Here is an 18,663-nt window from a genome sequence, read left to right as displayed (position 1 = left end):
GCACAAGCGCAACCCCCTCACCCTAACCCTCTCCCCGGAGGGGAGAGGGAATGTTTCTTGAGGATTCCTGCGATGAGCGTTCCCGCCGACACCGTCTCGCTCTACGACTACGAGCGCCATTTCACCGCCCGCGTCGATGCGGCGACGCGCGCCTACATCGCGGGAACCGGGGCGGACGGGATCACCCGGCAGGCCAACCGTGACGCCTATGACCGGATGCGCCTGATGCCGCGGGCGCTGCGCGACCTGTCGCAGGCCAGCGCGGCGACGACGCTGTTCGGGCAGGCCATGCCCTATCCCATCCTGATCGCGCCGATGGCCTTCCATCGGCTGGTCCATCGCGACGGGGAGCGGGCCACCGCCCAAGCGGCTGGCCTCACCGGCACCTGGATGACCGTCAGCACCCAGTCCAGCGTGACGCTGGAGGAGGTCGCGGCGGCGGCCGGCGGGCCGCTGTGGTTCCAGATCTATACCCAGCCCCGGCCGGAGGACACGCTGGCCCTGGTGCGGCGGGCGGAGGCCGCGGGCTACCGCGCGCTGGTGCTGACGGTGGACGCGCCGGTCAGCGGCCTGCGCAACATCGAACAGCGCGCCGGCTTCCGCCTGCCGGACGGCATCGCCCCGGTCAATCTGGCCGGTCTGGCGCCGGACACTTTCACCCCGTCGCGCCCCGGCAGTCCGGTCTTCCAGGGCATGCTGCACGCCGCCGCCACCTGGGACACGGTGCGCTGGCTGTGCGCCGAGACGCGGCTGCCGGTGCTGCTGAAGGGGATCATGAACCCAGACGACGTCGACCCCGCCATCGAGGCCGGGGCGGCGGGGATCATCGTGTCGAACCATGGCGGGCGGACGCTCGACACGCTGCCCGCGGTGGCGGAGGTTCTGCCGCTGGTCGCCGCCCGCGCGGCGGGCCGCCTGCCGATCCTGGCGGACGGCGGCATCCGGCGCGGCACCGACGTCCTGAAGGCGGTGGCGCTGGGCGCCGACGCGGTGCTGGTGGGCCAGCCGGTGCTGCACGCCCTGGCGGTCGGCGGCATGGCGGGGGTGGCCCACATGCTGACCATCCTGCAGACCGAGCTGGAGGTCGCCATGGCGCTGAGCGGGCGGGCGCGGCTGGCCGACATCGAACGTTCGGTGATCTTCGACCCACCGCGTTGGTGACTGGATTTCCCTCTCCCGCCCCGGGAGAGGGAGGGGGCCCGCGCGGAGCGCGGGAAGGGTGAGGGTTCCGGCAAGGATCAGGGCTTTGATCCTCGTGCGACCCTCACCCGCCCGCTTTGCGGGCACCCTCTCCCGGGGCGGGAGAGGGGAATTGGTGCTCTTTACTGGTAGTACAGCGCGATGCGCTGGCCGGCGTTCTCCATCACCTGGGCCTCGACGCCGTAGACGTCGCGGATCACCTCGGGCGTGATGATGACCTCCGGCGGCCCCTGGTGCACCACCCGGCCGTCGCGCATCGCGACGATGCGGTCGGAGTAGCAGGAGGCGAAGTTGATGTCGTGCAGCACCAGCACGATGGTCTTGCCGAATTCGTCGGCGGTGCGGCGGAACAGCTTCATCATCGCCACGGCGTGCTTGACGTCGAGGTTGTTCAGCGGCTCGTCGAGCAGGATGTATTCGGTGTCCTGGCACAGCACCATGGCGATGAAGGCGCGCTGGCGCTGGCCGCCCGACAGCTCGTCCAGGAAGCGCCCGGCCAGCGGCTCCAGGTCCAGATAGCGCAGCGCGTTGCGGATGTGCTTGTGGTCCTCGTCGGTCAGGCGGCCCTTGCTGTGCGGGTAGCGGCCGAAGGCGACGAGGTCCTCCACCGTCAGGCGGGACATGATCTGGTTGTCCTGGCGCAGGATGGACAGGCGGCGGGCCAGCACCTCGCCCGGCGTGGTGGTCACGTCCAGCCCGTCGATCGCCACCGTGCCCGAGGACATCGGCAGCAGGCGGCTGATGATCGACAGCAGCGTCGACTTGCCGGCCCCGTTCGCCCCGATCAGCGAGATCACCCCGCCCGCCGTCAGGGACAGGGACACCCCGTCGACGACGACGGTGCCGTTGTAGCGCTTCGTGATGTTCTTGACGTCGATCATCGGGCCGAACCCCGCACCAGGATGAACAGGAAGGCGAGACCGCCCACGAACTCGATGACGATGCTGAGCGCGGCGTTGTAGCCGAACACCCGCTCCAGCACGAGCTGGCCGGCGACCAGCGTCAGCACGGCGAGGAGCACCGCGGCGGGCAGGATCAGCGCGTGCCGGTGCGAGCGGACCACCAGATAGGCGAGGTTGGCGACCAGCAGCCCGAAGAAGGTGATCGGCCCGACCAGAGCCGTGGACACCGACACCAGGATGGACACCATCACCAGCACCGCCATCACCGCGCGCCGGTGCTCCACGCCGAGGTTGATCGCGGCGTCGCGCCCCAGCGCCAGCACGTCGAAGGTGCGCCGCCACCGCCAGCCGACCAGCGACACCGCCAGCACGACCAGCGCCGACACCGTCAGCAGCTCGACATCCACCCGGTTGAAGTTGGCGAACAGCCGGTCCTGCACCGTCAGGAACTCGTTGGGGTCGATGATGCGCTGGAGGAAGCTGGTCAAGCTGCGGAACAGCACGCCGAAGACGATGCCGACGAGGAGCAGCAGATGCAGGCTGCGCCGGTTGTCGCCGCGCCCCGCGCCGTTGAACAGCCACCAGTAGAGCAGGCCGGAGAAGACGACCATCGACGCCACCTCCACCCCGAAGCGCAGCCGCGGATCGAGCGACGCCACCAGCCCGCTGCCGAACTGGAAGACCAGCACCGTCTGGATCATCCGGTAGAGATGGTCGAAGCCCATCACCGAGGGGGTGAGGATGCGGTTGTTGGTGATCGTCTGGAACAGGACGGTCGACACGGCGACGGCGTAGCCGACCAGCACCATCGCGGCGACCTTGGTGCCGCGGAAGGCCAGGATGAAGTCCCATTTGCCGCGCGCGCCCAGCGTCATGAACAGCGCGATCGCCAGCAGGGTCAGCGCCGACAGGCCGCCCAGGACGACCGTCGGCGAGAGGATGCGGCGGTCAGCCGGCATGGCCGTTCCTCCGCAGCAGCAGGTAGAGGAACAGGGCGCTGCCGATCACCCCCATCATCGTCCCGATCGGGATTTCGTAGGGATGGATCACCAGCCGCCCGGCGATGTCGCAGGCCAGCACCAGCCCGGCCCCCATCAGCGCGACCCAGGGCAGGGACCCGCGCATGTTGTCGCCGCGGACGAGGCTGACGACGTTGGGAACGATCAGCCCCAGGAAGGGGATCATGCCGCAGGTGGCGATCACCGCCGCGGTGGTCATCGACACGATGACCAGCCCCAGCGCCATCACCTTGCGGTGGTCGATGCCCAGGTTGGTGGCGACGTCCCGCCCCATCCCGGCGACGGTGAAGCGGTCCGCCGCCAGATAGGCGACGCCGGTCAGGGCGGCGCTCAGCCACAGCAGCTCGTAGCGGCCGAGCAGGATGGCGGAGAAGTCTCCGGTCTCCCAACCGCGCACCGACTGGATCAGGTCCTGGCGGTAGGCGATGAACTCGGTCATCGCCGTGATGACCCCGCCCAGCATGATGCCGACCAGCGGCACCACCAGCGGCGAGCGCAGCGGCACCTGCCGCAGGATCGCCAGGAACAGCCCCGTCCCGGCCAGCGCGCACAGGCTGGCGACGGCCATGCGCCCGAACACCGGCATCTCCGGCGCCAGCAGCGAGACCATCATCATGCCGAAGATGGCCGATTCCGCGGTGCCGGCGGTGGAGGGCTCCACGAAGCGGTTGCGCACCAGCATCTGGAGGAGCAGGCCCGACACCGCCATGGCCGCGCCGGCCAGGATCAGGGCCAGCGTCCGGGGCAGCCGGCTGACCAGCAGGACCTGGGTGGCTTGGTCCGGGGCGCCACCCGGAGTGCCACCGAACAGCGTCGCGAGGCTCACGTCGCTGACGCCGACGAACAGGCTCCACACGGCCAGCAGGCCGATGCCCACGGTCGCCAGCGGGAGCGTGGCGATTGGCAGGGTCTTCACGGGTCAGGACTTCTTGGACAGCGCCGCCAGGAGATCGTCCACATCCTGCTGGAGCGCCGCCAGCCCGCCGCCGACGATGTACCAGTTGCCGCCGTTCAGATAGACGACCTGGTTCTTCTGCCACGCGGTGGTGCGGCGGACGATGTCGTTGTCGAGGAACTGCCGGGCCGGCTTGCCGTCCTGCCCGATGGCGGCGTCGCGGTCGATCACGAACAGCCAGTCCGGGTTGGTCTCCAGGATGAACTCGAAGGAGATGGCCTGCCCGTGGTTGGCGACCTTCAGGTCGGGGGCGGCCGGCTGGATTCCGAACTCCGAGTGCAGGATGCCGAAGCGCGATCCCGGCCCGTAGGCGCTCATCTTGCCGCCGGTGGTCAGGACCAGCAGGCCCTTGCCCGCGTTGCCCGCCACCGCCTTCAGCTCGGCGATGGAGGCGCGCAGCCGGTCCAGCTTCTGCTCGACCTCGGCGGTCTTGCCGAAGATGCGGCCCAGCGTCTCGGCGTTTGCAATCGAGCTGTTCAGGAAGTCTTTCTGGTCGGTCGTCATGTCGAGCGTCGGCGCGATGCGCGACAGCTCGGCGTATTTCGGGGCGGAGCGGCCGCCGGCGATGATCAGGCCGGGCTCGGCGGCGTTTACCGCCTCGTAGTCGGGCTCGAACATGGTGCCGATCTTCGTGTAGGACGGCCCGTCATACTTGGCGAGGTGCGGCGGCTTCAGCCCCGTGGGCACCCCGGCGATCGCCACGCCCAGCGCGTCGAGCGTGTCCAGCGCGGTCATGTCGAAGACCAGGACGGGGTCGAGCTTGGCGGGAAGCCGGGTCTCGCCCTGCGCGTGCCGCACCGTCATGCCTTGGGCGTAACCCGGGATGGGAGCCAGGGCGGCCAAGCCGACCACGGCGGCGGTCATGGCGAGGGCGTGGCGTCGGGTCAGCTTCATCCTTGACTCTCCTTCAACTTTGCCGGGGCGGCCTATGCCGGAAGGGCGGGCGCACTGTGGTCCCGAACGCGGCGGATCGTCAATGCGAATTGCTCGCATTCGCAGTATGCTTGGCGGGCGTAGCTGAGGATGGCCGCGTTCCTTCTCCCATCTGGGGAAAGGGGGAAAGTGTCTTGGGGGCTTGTATTGCGACATGTCACGATATATCTTTGACCTATCGAAACACAGTGGAGCCCCTGTCATGAGGTTTTTCCCGAATCCCTTCTGCGGCCGGATGCGCCGCCATCATCCCGGCCCGCACGGCGATGGCCCCCATGGCGGCGGTCCCCGTCTCGGTGGCGGCCGTCACGCCGCGGAGAGCGGCTGGGGCCATGAGCATCACGAGCGGCGCGGTGGGCGCGGTGGCCGGCGCGGCGTCTTCGAGGCGTCGGAACTGCGGCTGGTCCTGCTGCGGCTGATCGCCGACGAGCCGCGGCACGGCTACGACCTGATCCGCGCCGTCGAGGAGCTGACCGGCGGCGGCTACGTGCCCAGCCCCGGTGTGATCTACCCGACGCTGTCGCTGCTGGAGGAGATGGGCCACATCGCCAAGGCCGACGCCGAGGGCGCGCGCAAGCCCTTCGCCGTGACCCCGGAGGGCACCGCCCAACTCGCCCAGGATGCGGCCACCGTCGAGGCCCTGTTCGCCCGCCTCGCTACCCTGGCGACCCGGCGGGCCCACACCGACGGTGCCCCGATCCGCCGCGCCATGGAGAATCTGAAGGCCGTGCTGATGCACCGGCTGGGCCGCGAGGGCGTCGACGCGGACACGGTGCACGCCGCCGTCTCGATCCTCGACGAGGCGGCCCAGCGCATTGAACGTCTTCCCTGAACACGCCGTCACCGCACAGAAGGATCATCATGAGACACGCCAGCAGCGTCCGCGTCCCGACCCCGAACGGCAGCCGCTACCTCCAGCAGCTCTGCAAGCACTGGGCGCACAATCTGACGGTGGAGTACACGCCGGAGGCGGGGAGCGTCGTCTTCCCGCACAACGCCCGCGGCGCCGATTGGCCGGGCGACGCCACCCTGACGCTCCAGGCCCGGCCGGACGCACTGGACTGCCGGCTGGACACCAGTTCCGCCGAACATCTCGCCGCCCTGAAGGGCGCGCTGGAGCGCCACCTCGACCGCTTCGCCTTCCGCGAGGTTCCGCTGTCCTACCCCTGGCAGGACGAGCCGGTCTGATCCGGCCATTCCCCTTTGTCCTTGTTGCGGCAGAGGATTTTGTCACCGGAATGTTCCCCGGCGTGCATGGATATGCCTTGAACTCCCCTGCCCGAATACGGGAAGAACCATCCTGAAGGAACAGGGATGGCAGGAGGGGGCAACCATGCCGAAGCGCGGCAATGGTGGGGTGGGGCGTTTTTCCGGCTGGCGTGCCGTCCTGGCCGCCTGCGCCGTCGCGGCGCTCGGCGCCGTCGCGCCGGCCGCGTCGGCGGCGGAACTGTCGATCGTCTTCACCTCGACGATGGCCGACATCGAGCCGGTGGAGGGCGAGGGCGGCCTCGCCAACCTCGCCACGCTGTTGCGCACCAAGCGGGCGGAGGGCAACACGCTGTTCCTGCACGGCGGCGCGTCGCTGACCGCGGGCGTCCTGTCCACCTTCGACCGCGGCGCCCACATGATCGACCTGCTGAACGAGCTTCAGCCCGACATGATGGCGGTGACCAAGCGCGACCTTGGCTTCGGCAAGGACGAGCTGACCCTGCGCAGTTACGAGGCGCGCTTCCCCTTCGTCAGCGCCACCACCATCGACCGCAACACCGGCAAGGTGATGGAGGGGCTGGAGCCGTCGGCGCTGCTCGACACGCCGGTGGGGAAGATTGGCGTGGTCTCGGCGATCTCGCCGGAACTGACGGTGCAGTACATCGTGCCGGACATCGAGGTCCGCCCGCCCGCCACCATTGCGGCGGAGGCCCGCGCCCTGCGCGCCCAGGGAGCGAACTATGTGGTCGCCATCCTGGACAACGCCCCGGAGGCCGTGGACGCGTTGCGCGGTGAACCCGCCATCGACGCGCTGCTCCAGCTCTCCGCCACCGGCAAGGACGTGCTGGAGGCCGATAAGGGAAAAGTCTTCGGCGTCCATGTCAATGTGAAGGGATCGGCCTTCGTCCTGCGGCTGGATGGTGACGGCAAGGCGCCGCCCGCGCTGGCCGGAGCCGACATCGTGCCGCTCGCCGTGCTGCCGCCGGACCCGGCGATGGAAAAGCGGGTCGGCGTCTATCTGGCCCGGCTGTCGGAGCTGCTGGACATCAACATCGGGACCACGGCGACCGCGCTCGACACCCGCCGCGCCGCGGTGCGCACCGGCGAGAACGCCTTCGCCTCGCTGATCGCCGACGCCATGCGCGGCCATTTCAACACCGACGTCGCCTTCATCAACGGCGGCAACATCCGCGGCAACCGCCAGTACGAGGCGGGGACCGTGCTGACCCGCCGCGACATCCAACGCGAACTGCCCTTCCGCGACACCATCATCGCCGTGACCCTGCCCGGCAAGGCCCTGCGCGAGGCGCTGGAGGTCAGCGCCGCCGGGGTGGACAACCAGAAGGGCAGCTTCCTCCACCCGTCCAACATGGCGGTGGTCTACGACCTGAAGCAGCCGGCGGGAAGCCGCGTCGTCTCCGTCACGGTGGGCGGCAAGCCGCTCGACCCGGACGCCCGCTATTCGGTGGCCCTGCCCAACTATCTGGCCCAGGGCGGCGACGGCTACGGCATGCTCAAGTCGCCCGGCGCCGCCCCCGGAAGCGGCGGCAAGCTGCTGTGGGAGATCATGGCCCAGCATCTGACCGACCGCGGGACGGTGTCGCCCCGCATCGACGGCCGCATCACCGAGCGTTGATGACGACGGAGCCCGCCTCGACCGCGCCGGTCCCGCGCGCGCCCTTCCGGGGCGGCGTCGGGCGACGCGTCGGGCTGGGCCTGCTGGTGATGGTGGGGGTGCTGCTGGGCGTGTCGGGTGCCGCGCTCTACGACCTCGCGCAGTTCCGCCACGCCCTGTCGGACCTGTCCAACGGAGCGCTGCCGCGCATCACCACCGGGGCGGTGCTGAACGGCGGACTGCAGCAGGTGCTCTCGCAGGCGACCCGGCTGGGCGGTGCGACCAGCCACCCCGAGCGGCGGGTCACCCTGGCCGAGCTGACCGCCAACCTGACGGCGGTCACCCGGTCGGCCCAGGCCCTGTCCGACATCGAGGGCGGCGCCACGCTGGCCGGCGTCCTGGGGACCCTCGTCCCGACGCTGGCGGACCTCGACCGGCTGGTCGCCGAGCGCATCGACGCGGCGGCGCGCAGCGACGACGCGCTGGATGAGACCCGCCGCCTGTCGGCGGAGGCCGGCGCGCTGGTCGCCGCCGTGCTGCCGACGCTGCCGCCGGACCGGCTGGGGCCGCTGACCGCCTGGACCAACACCGTCAACCGCGTGCTGAACGAGAGTACCCACGCCGGCAACAGCCGCTTCCAGCGCGAGATCGCGCGCGCCCAGCGGGACGCGGCGGCGGCGCTGTCGGCCCTGCCGGCGCTCCACGCCGGGCTGCCGCCGGAACAGGCGGAGCGCTTCGTCGCCCTGCACCGGCGGCTGGAGACGGCGCTGCTCGGACCCTCCGGCCTGCTGCCCAGCCTGATGGAGCGGCAGGCGGCCATCGCCCGCAGCAAGGCGCTGACCAATCAGGTGCTGGTCATGGTCGAGGAGGTCGTGAAGATCGCACACGCGCTGTTCGAGCGGATCAACGCGGCGGCGGCGGACGAGGCGGACGGCCTGTCCGAACTGGCGGCGACGCAGAACCGCATCCTGATCGGGCTGGGGGCGCTGGGCTTCCTGGTGGCGCTCGGCGTCTATCTGTACCTGCGCCGCTTCCTGACCCTGCGTCTGGTCCGGCTGAACGACGCGGTGCTCGACCGGGTGGAGGGGCGGGAGACGCCGCTGCCCGACGGCGGCACCGACGAGATCGCCACCATTTCCCGCTCGATCCGCCACTTCCTCGACGAGATCGCGCGCCGCCAGCAGCAGGTGGAGGAGGCCCGCCGCCGCGCCGAGGAGGCGTCGCGGGCCAAGGGCGATTTCCTGGCGAACATGAGCCACGAGATCCGCACGCCGATGAACGCCATCCTCGGCCTCAGCCACCTCGCCCTGCGCGCCGGGCCGCCGCCGCGCCAGCGCGGCTACCTGACCCGCATCCGCGCCTCGGCCACGGCGCTGCTGGGAATCATCAACGACATCCTCGACGTCTCGAAGATCGAGGCGGGGATGCTGACGCTGGAGCGCGTGCCCTTCGACCTGTCCGCCGTGCTGGACATGGTGGCCGGCACCGCCGCCCTCTCCGCCGAGGAGAAGGGGCTGGCCTTGCGGCTGGAGGTCGCCCCGGACGTGCCCACCGCCCTGCTGGGCGACCCGCTGCGGCTGGGGCAGGTGCTCCTCAACCTCGTCAACAACGCGGTGAAGTTCACCGAGAGCGGCAGCGTGGTCCTCGGCGTGAGCGCCGCGCCGCGAGGGGCGGAGGATGGGGAGACCGAGCTGCGCTTCGCCGTGCGCGACACCGGCATCGGCATGACGGCGGAGCAGGTGGCCCGCCTGTTCCAGCCCTTCGCCCAGGCCGACAGTTCGACCACCCGCCGCTACGGCGGGACCGGGCTGGGGTTGGCGATCAGCCGGCGGCTGGCCGTCATGATGGGCGGCGGCATCGTTGTGGACAGCGCCCCCGGTCTGGGCAGCACCTTCCGCTTCACGGTGACGGTCGGCGTGCAGGACGGCGCCGTGACGGCGCTGCCCGCCGCCTTGGCCGATCCGGGGCTTGCGGGCCTGCGGGTGGACGAGCCGCTGCGCGGCCTGCGCGTGCTGGTCGCCGACGACAACGCCGTGAACCGGCTGGTCGCGCGGGAACTGCTGGAGGACGCCGGGCTGGCCGTCACCGCGGTCGGCAGCGGCGGGGAGGCGGTGCGGCTGGCGCTGGAACCGGGGGCGGGCTACGCCGCGCTGCTCACCGACGTCCAGATGCCGGACATGGACGGCTTCGCGGTCGCGCGGGCGATCCGCCGCCAGTGCGGCCCCGACCGCCTGCCGATCATCGCCATGACCGCCCACGCCCTGGAGGAGGAGCGGCGGCGCTGTCTGGACGCGGGCATGGACGACCACATCGCCAAGCCGGTGGAGCCGCATCGCCTCGTCGCCGTGCTGAACCGCTGGCTGAAGCCCTTCGGGCGGCGGGAGGCTTTGCCGGTTGCCAAGGCCGCGGAGATGGATGCCGTTCTTCCTGACGGCTTGGAGGGGTTCGACCTCGCCCCGGCGTTGGCGCGGATGAACGGGCGGGCGCGCACGCTGCGCAGGGCGATCCTCGACTTTCTCGACCGCTACGGCGACGCGCCGGTTCGGCTGGAGCATCTGCGCAAGGCGGGAGACGGGCCGGCGCTGGAACGCTTCGCCCACGGGCTGCGCGGCAGCGCCGGAACGGTCGGCGCGATGGCCGCCAGTGCCGCCGCCGCCGCGCTGGAGCTGGCGGCGCGCGAGGAGCGGTGGGACGCAATACCGGGGCTCGTGGCCGACCTGTCCGCCGGCCTCGGTCCCGCGCTGGCTTCGGCGGAAACGCTGCGCGCCGCGGAGATCGCCGTGGAGGTCGTGCCGGAAATCCCGGCGGTTCCTCTCGTCGACCCGGACAAGCTGGACGAGGCGCTGAGCGCGCTGGAGGAGGCGTTGCGCAGCGGCAGCCTGTCGGCGGCGGCCCGCTTCGACGCTGTGCGCGGCCTGCTGGCCGGGCGCGGCCATGACGAGGCGGTGGACAAGGTGGGGCGGGCTGTGGAGGAGTTGGATTTCGCCGTGGCCCGCGCGGCGCTGGAACGGCTCACCGCCGCATGGACCAGGGAACGGGACCGGGAGACGACGCCGTGAGCGGTGGTCACATTCTGATCGTCGATGACGACACGGCCAACATCCGTGCGCTCGCCAGCGTGCTGGAGGACCGGCACGAGGTGCGCTTCGCGACCTCCGGCCGCCGCGCGCTGGAGCTGGCCTCCGCCGACCCGCCGGAGCTGGTGCTGCTCGACGTGATGATGCCAGGGCTGGACGGCTACGCGGTGTGCCGGCTGCTGAAGACCGACCCGGCCACCGCCGACGTCCCGGTGATCTTCATCACCTCGCTGTCCAGCCCGGAGGAGGAGGCCTTCGGGCTGGAGACCGGGGCCGTCGATTACGTAACGAAGCCCTTCAGCCCTGCCATCGTGCGCGCCCGCGTCGCCACCCACCTGTCGCTGCGCCGGGCCAACCGCAGCCTGAAGGACGAGAACGAGCATCTGGAGGCGCTGGTCCGCGAGCGCACGCGCAAGCTGGCCCAGGCCCAGCGCGAGAAGATGGCGGCGCTGCGCCAGATGGTCGCCGGCGTGGCCCACGAGATCAACACGCCCATCGGCGTGGCGCTGGGCAGCGCGTCCCACCTCGGCGACCGGGTCGCCGCGATGACGGAGCGGCTGGCCGCCAACCAGCTCCGCCGCGCCGAGCTGGAGCGTTTCCTGGCGAGCGCAGGCGAGCTGGCCGCCCTGCTGTCGAGCACCATCGCCCGCGCCGGCGAGATCGTGCGCTGCTTCAAGGGGGTGGCGGCGGATCATGGCGGGCTGCGCCAGACCATCGCGCTGCGCCCCTTCCTGGAGCAGGTGACGGAGAGCCTGCGCCCGCAGTGGGAGCCGCTGGGGCACCGCATGACGGTGGATTGCCCCGCCGACCTGCGCATGGTCAGCAACCCGGCGATCCTGTCCGCGCTTCTGGAGCAGCTTGTCCGCAACGCGCTGGAACACGCCTTTCCGGCGGGGCGGCATGGGCTGGTGACGGTCGGGGCCGCGGCGTCGGGACCGGAGACGGTTCTGCTGTCCGTCGCCGACGATGGCGCCGGCATCGCGGAGGGGACCGCCGGGCGCATCCTGGAGCCCTTCTTCACCACCCGCCGCGGCACCGGCTCGGTCGGGCTCGGCCTGAACATTGTGGACAATCTGGCGACGGACCGGCTGGGTGGATCCTTCACCATCGCCTCGCGCACCGGGGGCGGCACCCTGGCGACGCTGCATCTGCCGGCCCGCACCCCGCCGGATTTGTAGGCGAACCCTGTAGGCGGACTTTGCCCCCACCCCGGCCCTCCCCCGCTTCGCAGGGGAGGGAGAGAGGGGCTCCCTCACTCCGGCACCAGCACCACCCCGCCCGGATTGTCGGTGACCGCGAAGGTCTCGAAATACTCGATCTCCGGATCGGTGCCGTAGCGCCGCCGGATGCCGTCCAGCCATGGTCCCTGGTAGAAGTGCTGGGCGTCTTCCCGCTTTTCCCACTGGTAGACGCCCCCGGCGGTGCCGGTCTCGCTCCAGATGAACTGCTTGCGGATCAGGCCGGGCACATCGCCGAAACCCGGTGCGATCGACAGGAAATGCGCCCGGCACTCCTCCCGTCCGATCGCGGCGGGCAGGCGGTAGCGGACAATGGCGGTGATCATAGGGGCCTTCCGTGCGTTGTTTCTCTACTTCATGAGTTGACATTATAGAGCGAGGCCGTTGAATATAGTCCATGAAAATCATGTATTCACATTTATAAAAAGTGAATACGCCTCGATCGAAGGACGACGACGACCATGAGCACGCATCGGAACGGTTCGGGAATTTCGACGCTGGCGCCCTCGCGGCGCGGGCTGCTGAAGGTGGCGGCGGCGAGCGCGGTGGCGCTGCCCTTCGCGGGCGTGGCGTCCCGGCTGGTCGCCGCCCCGACGCCGGCCGCGCTGAAGCCGCTGAAGCTCGCCTGGAACACCGGCGCGGTGTGCGGTGCTCCGGTGGCGGTCGCCAAGCACAACGGCTTCTTCGAGAAGCACGGGCTGGACGTGGAGTTCGTCAACTTCGCCGGCACAACGGAGCAGCTTCTGGAGGCGCTCGCCACCGGCAAGGCGGACATCGGCCACGGCATGGCGCTGCGCTGGCTGAAGCCGTTGGAGCAGGGCTTCGACGTGCGCATCATCGCGGGCGTGCACGGCGGCTGCATGCGCCTGCTGGCCGCCAAGAACGGCGGCATCACCAGCCTTGCCGGGCTGAAGGGCAAGACGGTGGCGATCAGCGACCTGTCCAGCCCGGCCAAGCACCTGTTTTCCATCCAGCTCGCCAAGCAGGGGATCGACCCGAACAAGGACGTGGAATGGCGCGTCTTCCCCGGCGATCTGCTGGCCATCGCGGTCGACAAGGGCGAGGCGCAGGCCGTCGCCCACTGGGACCCGGTGACCTACAATTTTCTGAAGTCCGGCAATCTGGTGGAAATCTCCACCAACCTGTCGGGCGAATTCGCCAACCGCGTCTGCTGCGTCCTCGGCGCGCGCGGCAGCCTGCTGCGCGAGGACAAGGCCGCCGCCGCCGCGGTGACCCGCGCCGTGTTCGAGGCGCAGCACTACGCCGCTGCCAACCCGGTGGAGGCCGCCAAGGTCTACCAACAGTACTCGCCCAAGAGCAGCATCGAGGACCTCGCCGCCCAGCTTTCCAGCCAGACGCACGACCACAACCCGGTGGGCGCCGACATCAAGCGCGAGATCGCGCTCTACGCGGAGGAGCTGAAGAGCGTGCAGGTCTTCAAGCCGGGCACCGACACGGCGAAATTCGCCGACCGCGTCTACGCCGACGTGCTGGGCTGAGATGAGCAGCCTGGATGACGCAGCGGTGCTGGAGGGGGAGCGCAACCATTCCTCCACGGCCCCGCGCCTCTGGCTGGGCGGGCTGGCGGCCAGTGCCGCCTGGCTGGCCGCCGCCGCCCTGACCGCCCTGTGGCCGGAAGGCGAGGAATGGGTGCGCACCGGCGAGTTCGCCAGCCTGCTGGCGGTCGTCGGCGGTGCGCTGGCCTTCGCCGTGCCGCTGCTGCGCCTGTTCGGCGCGGCGGGGGAACAGCTGCGCGCCGCCGCCCCCTGGCTGTTCGTGCTGGCGCTCGGCGTGATTGGCTGGGAGCTGGTCACCGCCAAGCTCGACCTGTTGCCGCGCCCCTTCTTCGCGCCGCCGCAGGCGCTGCTGGAGGTCTATCTGGACGAGTGGCCCCGGCTGCTGGAATGCACCGTGGCGTCGCTGCAACTGCTGCTGCTCGGCTACGGGATCGGCGCCTTCGTCGGCTTCGTCACCGGCGTGTCCATCGGCTGGTCGCGGGCGGTGGGCTATTGGGTGCATCCGGTGCTTCGGCTGATCGGGCCGCTGCCGGCCACGGCGTGGCTGCCCATCGCCTTCTTCGCCTTCCCGTCGAGCTGGAGCGCCAGCGTCTTCCTGATCGCGCTGGCGACCGGCGTGCCGGTGACCATCCTGACCTGGTCGGGCGTGGCCGGCGTCAACCCGGCCTATTACGACATCGCCCGCACGCTGGGCGCGTCCTCGCGCTTCCTGGTTCTGAAGGTGGCGGTGCCGGCGGCGATGCCGCACGTCTTCGTCGGCCTGTTCATGGGGCTCGGCGCCTCCTTCGCGGTGCTGGTGGTGGCGGAGATGATGGGGGTCAAGGCCGGGCTCGGCTGGTACCTGCAATGGGCGCAGGGCTGGGCGGCCTACGCCAACATGTACGCGGCGCTGCTGGTGATGGCGCTGGTGTGCTCCAGCCTCGTCACGCTGCTGTTCAAGGCGCGCGACCGGCTGCTCGCCTGGCAGAAGGGATTGCTGAAATGGTAGCGCTGGAACAGGAGTTGCCGGCCGGTCTGGAGCTTGAGGTCCAGGGGGTCAGCCACGCCTTCGACCTGCACGGCGCGCCGCTGCCCGTGCTGGACACGGTCGGCCTGCACGCCAAGCCGGGCGAGTTCGTGGCGCTGCTCGGCCCGTCGGGCTGCGGCAAGTCCACGCTGCTGCGGCTGGTCGCCGGGCTGGAGCCGCCGCGCTCGGGCCGGATTCTGGCCGACGGGCTGCCGATCACCGGGCCGCATCCGTCGCGGGTGGTGGTCTTCCAGGACCCGACTCTCTACCCCTGGCGCACCGTCTGGGACAATGTGGCGCTGGGGCTGGAGGCGCAGGGCGTGCTGCGCCAGCGGCGCAACCGCGTGGACGAGGCGCTGCGGCTGGTCGGGCTGGACGGCTTCGCCAAGGCCTACCCGCACCAGCTCTCCGGCGGTATGGCGCAGCGCGCGGCGCTGGCCCGCGCGCTGGTCAACGACCCGCGCCTGCTGGTGCTGGACGAGCCGCTGGGCAAGCTCGACAGCCTGACCCGCATCCAGATGCAGGGCGAGATCGTCGCGCTGTGGCGACGCGCCGGCTTCACCGCCCTGCTGGTGACCCACGACGTGGAGGAGGCGCTGCTGATGGCCACCCGCGTCATCGTGTTCAGCGAGCGCCCGGCCCGCATCAAGGCGGAGATCGTCGTCGACCGTCCCTATCCCCGCCACCGTGACGACCCGGTGCTGGTGGAGTTGCGCCACAAGGCGCTGGAATTGCTGGGCCTTGCTGGGAGCTGGTAGGGTGTTGCCCCCTCCCTAAAGCGAATTTTCATTCGCTTTAGACTCATATGGCCTCATTCGCCGGCCGGGCTTCGGCCGCATGCGCGGCCGGGACCGCCGTCGCGATCCAGAGCGGAATGCATTCCGCTTTAACCCTCCCCCGCTCTCGGCGGACCGAAGGTCCGCCTGCCGCGTCAGCGCAAACCTTTGGTTTGCGTGAGAGCTGCGCAGGGGAGGGGACTAATCTCCCTCTCCCGCGTGAGCGGGGGAGGGCCGGGGTGGGGGTCGCGTTGAAATGACTTGCCGCTCAGGAGCGGCGGAGGAGCGTGCGCTCGACGGCGTTCGCCCCCCAGACCGACAGCGGGATCATCACCGCCGCCGCGGCCAGCAGACCGACCGTCAGGTTGCTGCCGAGAACCCAACTGGCGGCGCGGTGGAACGTCTGCCAGGACGGGTCGGCGCGGCAGGCTTCCACCCAGGCCAGATCGAGGCCCAGCCGCTCCAGCCCGTAACTCACGTTGAACCAGGCCAGCGGCTCGCCATGACGGGTCCAATGCGGCCATTGCGCCATGACGCTCCACAGCAGCAGCGTGGACAGCGTGCCGATGGACAGGGTGGTCAGGCCGAAGCTCACGGCAGGGGCGATGCGGGACATCGGGGCGCGCATGGGTCGCTCATGTAAAATCTACTTGTATAGTATAGTTTACAGCTTGACTATGTGACTCAAAACTGTTTTTTGCTGAATTCCACATGTTTGATGATCGGGCGTGCCGTCAGCGCTTTCTTTTAAGAGAATGCGAGTTATTCGCATTTCAATGGACGCCTCGGCGTGATTCCACGATGATGACCAGCGAGCGTGACGCGGGGGCCGGATCGGACGCCCCGTTCGCCGCCGGGGCAACCCCGGCGCCACGCGGCGGACCGTCCTGAACGCTTGGGTGATTCCTTTGATGACGACTCTCCCTTCCCGGCTGAGGTTCGGGCCGGACGGGCTGCGCCGCCTGGACGTGGCCTCCCGCAGCCTCGCCGGGATCGTCGGCGGCTACGCGCTGGCGGCGGTGGCGGCGATGTTCCTGGCCCTGACGCTTCCGATGCCGCGGGCGGAGGCGGTCTACACCGCCACCATGCTGTCCTTCGCCATCCACGCCGGGGCCTTCGTCTGGGCCTTCTCCGTACGGTCGCGGCGGGTGTGGCCCGGCCTGCTGGCGCCGACGCTGCTGCTGGGCGGCGGAACCTGGCTGCTGCATGGCCTGCAATCGGGGGCGCCGTCATGAAGGACGGGTTCCGCCAGTCCATGGCGTGGCTGCACACGTGGTCGGGGCTTCTGCTCGGCTGGCTGCTGTTCGCCGTCTTCCTGACCGGCACCATCGCCTATTTCCGGCAGGAGGTGACGGTCTGGATGCAGCCGGAGCTTCACGGCTCCGTTCCCGACGCCGGGACCGCCGAGCGGGCGGTGGAGCGGATGGGCCAGCTCGCCCCCGACGCGGCGCAGTGGACCATCACGCTGCCCGGCGAGCGGTCGCCCGCCGTGTCGGTCTCCTGGCGCCCGGTGGACGCCAAGCCGAACGACCGTGCCGCCCTGAAGCGCGCCGCGCTCGACGCCGGGACCGGCGCGGTGCTGGAGCCACGCGAGACGGCGGGCGGCAACTTCCTCTACCGCTTCCATTTCGAGCTGTACGGGATGCCGCGCGAGATCGCCCGTTGGATCGTCGGCATCGCCACCATGGCGATGCTGGTCGCCATCGTCAGCGGGATCATCACCCACCGCCGCATCTTCAAGGACTTTTTCACCTTCCGGCCGGAGAAATCGGCGCTGCGCTCCTGGATGGATGGGCATGTGGCGGCAGCGGTTCTGGCGCTGCCCTTCCACCTGATGATCACCTATTCCGGCCTGCTGCTGTTCATGACCATGCTGATGCCCTGGGCGGTCGATCTCGCCTATGATGGCAACCGTCAGGCCTATTTCGCCGAAAGCGGCTTCCGCCGCGCGCCGCCCCCGCCGCGTCCGGCGCCGCAGGCCGCGCCGCTGACCCCGGTGGCGCCGCTGCTCGCCGAGGCCGGCCGGCGCTGGGCCGACCGCGGCGGGGTGGGGAGCCTGACCGTCACCAACCCCGGCCGCGCCAACGCCACCATCGAGCTGCGGCCGGCGGAGTCCGATGCCATCGGGCGCGGCGCCGCGACGGAACGGCTGCTGTTCGACGGGGTGACCGGGCGGGCGCTGGAGCTTCAGCCGGCGGACCCGCAGCCGGCGGCCATGGCGACCGGCAACTATCTGATGGGGCTGCATCTGGCGCGCTTCGCCGGGCCGGGGATGCGCTGGCTGTTCTTCGCCTCCGGCGTCGCCGGAACGGTGATGGTGGGCAGCGGACTGATCCTCTGGGTGGTCAAGCGGCGGTCGCAGCGCGGCCGGGCGGACACTTGGGGGAACGGTCCCGAGCCGTTCGGGCACCGGTTGGCCGACCGGCTGAACATCGGCGTGGTGGCGGGGCTGCCGCTGGCCGTCGCCGCCTATTTCTGGGCCAACCGCCTGCTGCCGACGGGGCTGGAGGAGCGTGCGGGCTGGGAGATCGGGGTGTTCTTCCTGGCCTGGACCGCCGCTTTGCTGCATGCCCCGCTGCGCCCGTCGCGGCGCGGCTGGGCGGAGCAGCTGGGGGCCGGCGCGGCGCTGTTCGCCCTGCTGCCCGTGCTGAACCTCGCCACCGCCGCCGGCCATCTGGGCAACAGCCTGCCGGCGGGAAACTGGCTGCTGGCCGGCTTCGACCTGACGGCGCTGGCGGTCGGGCTGCTGCTGGGCTTCGCCGCGCGCAAGGTCGTGCGGAACGCCTTCGCCGGCAAGGCGGCGCCGGCCCCCGTGTTGCCCGCCGGGGCGGTCGTCGAGGAACTGACATGATTCTGTCGTCGCTGTGCGTCGCCTATGCGGGCTTGCTCGCCCTGGCGCTCGCCCTGGACCGCCATCACGAACAGGTCTTTGCCCGCCGCCCTTCCGCGCGGACCAGCCGCCTGCTGGTGTGGGCGGGGTGGCTGGGGCTCGCGCTGTCGCTGCCGCCCGCGGTGATGGCGTGGGGGTGGGGGATCGGGATTCCGGCTTGGCTGGGGTTGCTGACGGTGGCCGCCGCGGCGCTGGTCCTGCTGCTCCCCCACGCGCCGCGGGCGGCGTTGCGGCTCGGCCCCGCGGCGTTGCTCTGCGCCCCATTCCCTGCACTTCTTGGGTGAGGACGCGGTTTTTCCGCAACGCCGCCTTGCGTCCGGCGCCTG

At 70.6% G+C, this 18,663-nt stretch carries 18 protein-coding genes; 12 read left to right on the top strand and 6 right to left on the bottom strand.

The features are described from left to right. The first annotated feature begins 72 nt into the window (after nucleotides 1-72). Nucleotides 73-1,161, top strand: a complete 1,089-nt coding sequence (locus ABAZ39_RS14980) for an alpha-hydroxy acid oxidase (protein ID WP_040133843.1) — start codon at nucleotides 73-75, stop codon at nucleotides 1,159-1,161. A gap of 161 nt (nucleotides 1,162-1,322) precedes the next feature. Here ABAZ39_RS14980 and ABAZ39_RS14975 read toward each other — a convergent pair whose 3' ends face one another. From ABAZ39_RS14975 to ABAZ39_RS14960, 4 genes are read right to left on the bottom strand one after another with little or no spacing between them, the layout of a single operon-like run. After that, nucleotides 1,323-2,081, bottom strand: a complete 759-nt coding sequence (locus tag ABAZ39_RS14975) for an iron ABC transporter ATP-binding protein (protein WP_040133842.1) — start codon at nucleotides 2,079-2,081, stop codon at nucleotides 1,323-1,325. Further along, the gene (locus ABAZ39_RS14970; RefSeq protein ID WP_040133841.1) at nucleotides 2,078-3,061 is read right to left on the bottom strand and encodes an iron chelate uptake ABC transporter family permease subunit; all 984 of its coding nucleotides are present in this window, start codon (nucleotides 3,059-3,061) and stop codon (nucleotides 2,078-2,080) included. The genes ABAZ39_RS14975 and ABAZ39_RS14970 overlap by 4 nt, the downstream gene beginning before the upstream one ends. Beyond that, nucleotides 3,051-4,028 (bottom strand): ABC transporter permease, encoded by a 978-nt coding sequence (locus tag ABAZ39_RS14965; protein WP_207197948.1) that lies wholly within the window; start codon nucleotides 4,026-4,028, stop codon nucleotides 3,051-3,053. The genes ABAZ39_RS14970 and ABAZ39_RS14965 overlap by 11 nt, the downstream gene beginning before the upstream one ends. Before the next feature lie 12 nt (nucleotides 4,029-4,040). Then, nucleotides 4,041-4,970, bottom strand: a complete 930-nt coding sequence (locus ABAZ39_RS14960) for a siderophore ABC transporter substrate-binding protein (protein WP_040133840.1) — start codon at nucleotides 4,968-4,970, stop codon at nucleotides 4,041-4,043. 241 nt (nucleotides 4,971-5,211) lie between these two features. Here ABAZ39_RS14960 and ABAZ39_RS14955 point away from each other — a divergent pair, with 241 nt between their 5' ends. The 5 genes from ABAZ39_RS14955 to ABAZ39_RS14935 all read left to right on the top strand — a co-directional run bounded on the left by ABAZ39_RS14955 (nucleotide 5,212) and on the right by ABAZ39_RS14935 (nucleotide 12,088). Then, nucleotides 5,212-5,841, top strand: a complete 630-nt coding sequence (locus ABAZ39_RS14955; RefSeq protein ID WP_247874922.1) for a PadR family transcriptional regulator — start codon at nucleotides 5,212-5,214, stop codon at nucleotides 5,839-5,841. A gap of 29 nt (nucleotides 5,842-5,870) precedes the next feature. Continuing rightward, nucleotides 5,871-6,197 carry a DUF2218 domain-containing protein gene (locus tag ABAZ39_RS14950; protein ID WP_040133839.1) on the top strand — a complete coding sequence of 109 codons (327 nt, stop codon included), beginning with the start codon at nucleotides 5,871-5,873 and terminating at the stop codon, nucleotides 6,195-6,197. A gap of 145 nt (nucleotides 6,198-6,342) precedes the next feature. Then, entirely contained in the window at nucleotides 6,343-7,854 is a 1,512-nt protein-coding gene (locus tag ABAZ39_RS14945) for a bifunctional metallophosphatase/5'-nucleotidase (RefSeq protein WP_051658137.1), read from the top strand. Beyond that, nucleotides 7,854-10,892 carry a hybrid sensor histidine kinase/response regulator gene (locus ABAZ39_RS33060; protein WP_051658136.1) on the top strand — a complete coding sequence of 1,013 codons (3,039 nt, stop codon included), beginning with the start codon at nucleotides 7,854-7,856 and terminating at the stop codon, nucleotides 10,890-10,892. The genes ABAZ39_RS14945 and ABAZ39_RS33060 overlap by 1 nt, the downstream gene beginning before the upstream one ends. Then, on the top strand, nucleotides 10,889-12,088 hold the full coding sequence (locus ABAZ39_RS14935) for a sensor histidine kinase (protein ID WP_160174831.1): 1,200 nt from the start codon (nucleotides 10,889-10,891) through the stop codon (nucleotides 12,086-12,088). Before ABAZ39_RS33060 ends, ABAZ39_RS14935 begins: the two co-directional genes overlap by 4 nt. A gap of 74 nt (nucleotides 12,089-12,162) precedes the next feature. On the opposite strand, the gene ABAZ39_RS14930 is transcribed toward ABAZ39_RS14935, so the two are convergent. Further along, nucleotides 12,163-12,474, bottom strand: coding sequence for a hypothetical protein (locus tag ABAZ39_RS14930; protein WP_040133837.1), 312 nt, complete (start codon nucleotides 12,472-12,474; stop codon nucleotides 12,163-12,165). A gap of 135 nt (nucleotides 12,475-12,609) precedes the next feature. On the opposite strand from ABAZ39_RS14930, the gene ABAZ39_RS14925 reads away from it, so the two are divergent. Genes ABAZ39_RS14925 through ABAZ39_RS14915 form a run of 3 tightly spaced genes read left to right on the top strand, consistent with a single transcriptional unit; the run spans nucleotide 12,610 to nucleotide 15,429 of the window. Further along, nucleotides 12,610-13,647: an ABC transporter substrate-binding protein gene (locus ABAZ39_RS14925; protein ID WP_040133836.1), complete on the top strand. Its 1,038-nt coding sequence runs from the start codon at nucleotides 12,610-12,612 to the stop codon at nucleotides 13,645-13,647. A gap of 1 nt (nucleotide 13,648) precedes the next feature. After that, nucleotides 13,649-14,653, top strand: coding sequence for an ABC transporter permease (locus ABAZ39_RS14920; RefSeq protein ID WP_040133835.1), 1,005 nt, complete (start codon nucleotides 13,649-13,651; stop codon nucleotides 14,651-14,653). Then, complete coding sequence (locus tag ABAZ39_RS14915; RefSeq protein ID WP_040133834.1) at nucleotides 14,647-15,429, top strand: ABC transporter ATP-binding protein; 783 nt, start codon at nucleotides 14,647-14,649, stop codon at nucleotides 15,427-15,429. The genes ABAZ39_RS14920 and ABAZ39_RS14915 overlap by 7 nt, the downstream gene beginning before the upstream one ends. Before the next feature lie 286 nt (nucleotides 15,430-15,715). Here ABAZ39_RS14915 and ABAZ39_RS14910 read toward each other — a convergent pair whose 3' ends face one another. Beyond that, complete coding sequence (locus ABAZ39_RS14910; protein ID WP_040133833.1) at nucleotides 15,716-16,075, bottom strand: hypothetical protein; 360 nt, start codon at nucleotides 16,073-16,075, stop codon at nucleotides 15,716-15,718. Nucleotides 16,076-16,358: 283 nt separating this feature from the next. Here ABAZ39_RS14910 and ABAZ39_RS14905 point away from each other — a divergent pair, with 283 nt between their 5' ends. From ABAZ39_RS14905 to ABAZ39_RS14895, 3 genes are read left to right on the top strand one after another with little or no spacing between them, the layout of a single operon-like run. After that, nucleotides 16,359-16,682: a DUF3649 domain-containing protein gene (locus ABAZ39_RS14905; protein ID WP_051658135.1), complete on the top strand. Its 324-nt coding sequence runs from the start codon at nucleotides 16,359-16,361 to the stop codon at nucleotides 16,680-16,682. Continuing rightward, nucleotides 16,679-18,298 (top strand): PepSY-associated TM helix domain-containing protein, encoded by a 1,620-nt coding sequence (locus tag ABAZ39_RS14900; RefSeq protein ID WP_051658134.1) that lies wholly within the window; start codon nucleotides 16,679-16,681, stop codon nucleotides 18,296-18,298. The genes ABAZ39_RS14905 and ABAZ39_RS14900 overlap by 4 nt, the downstream gene beginning before the upstream one ends. After that, nucleotides 18,295-18,621 carry a DUF3325 domain-containing protein gene (locus tag ABAZ39_RS14895; RefSeq protein ID WP_040133832.1) on the top strand — a complete coding sequence of 109 codons (327 nt, stop codon included), beginning with the start codon at nucleotides 18,295-18,297 and terminating at the stop codon, nucleotides 18,619-18,621. The genes ABAZ39_RS14900 and ABAZ39_RS14895 overlap by 4 nt, the downstream gene beginning before the upstream one ends. Nucleotides 18,622-18,663 lie beyond the last annotated feature (42 nt).

It is taken from the genome of Azospirillum argentinense, assembly GCF_000632475.1.
GTDB lineage: Bacteria > Pseudomonadota > Alphaproteobacteria > Azospirillales > Azospirillaceae > Azospirillum > Azospirillum baldaniorum.
Note: the sequence above shows the minus strand (reverse complement) of the source record. Positions and strands in the feature narration are given on the sequence as shown.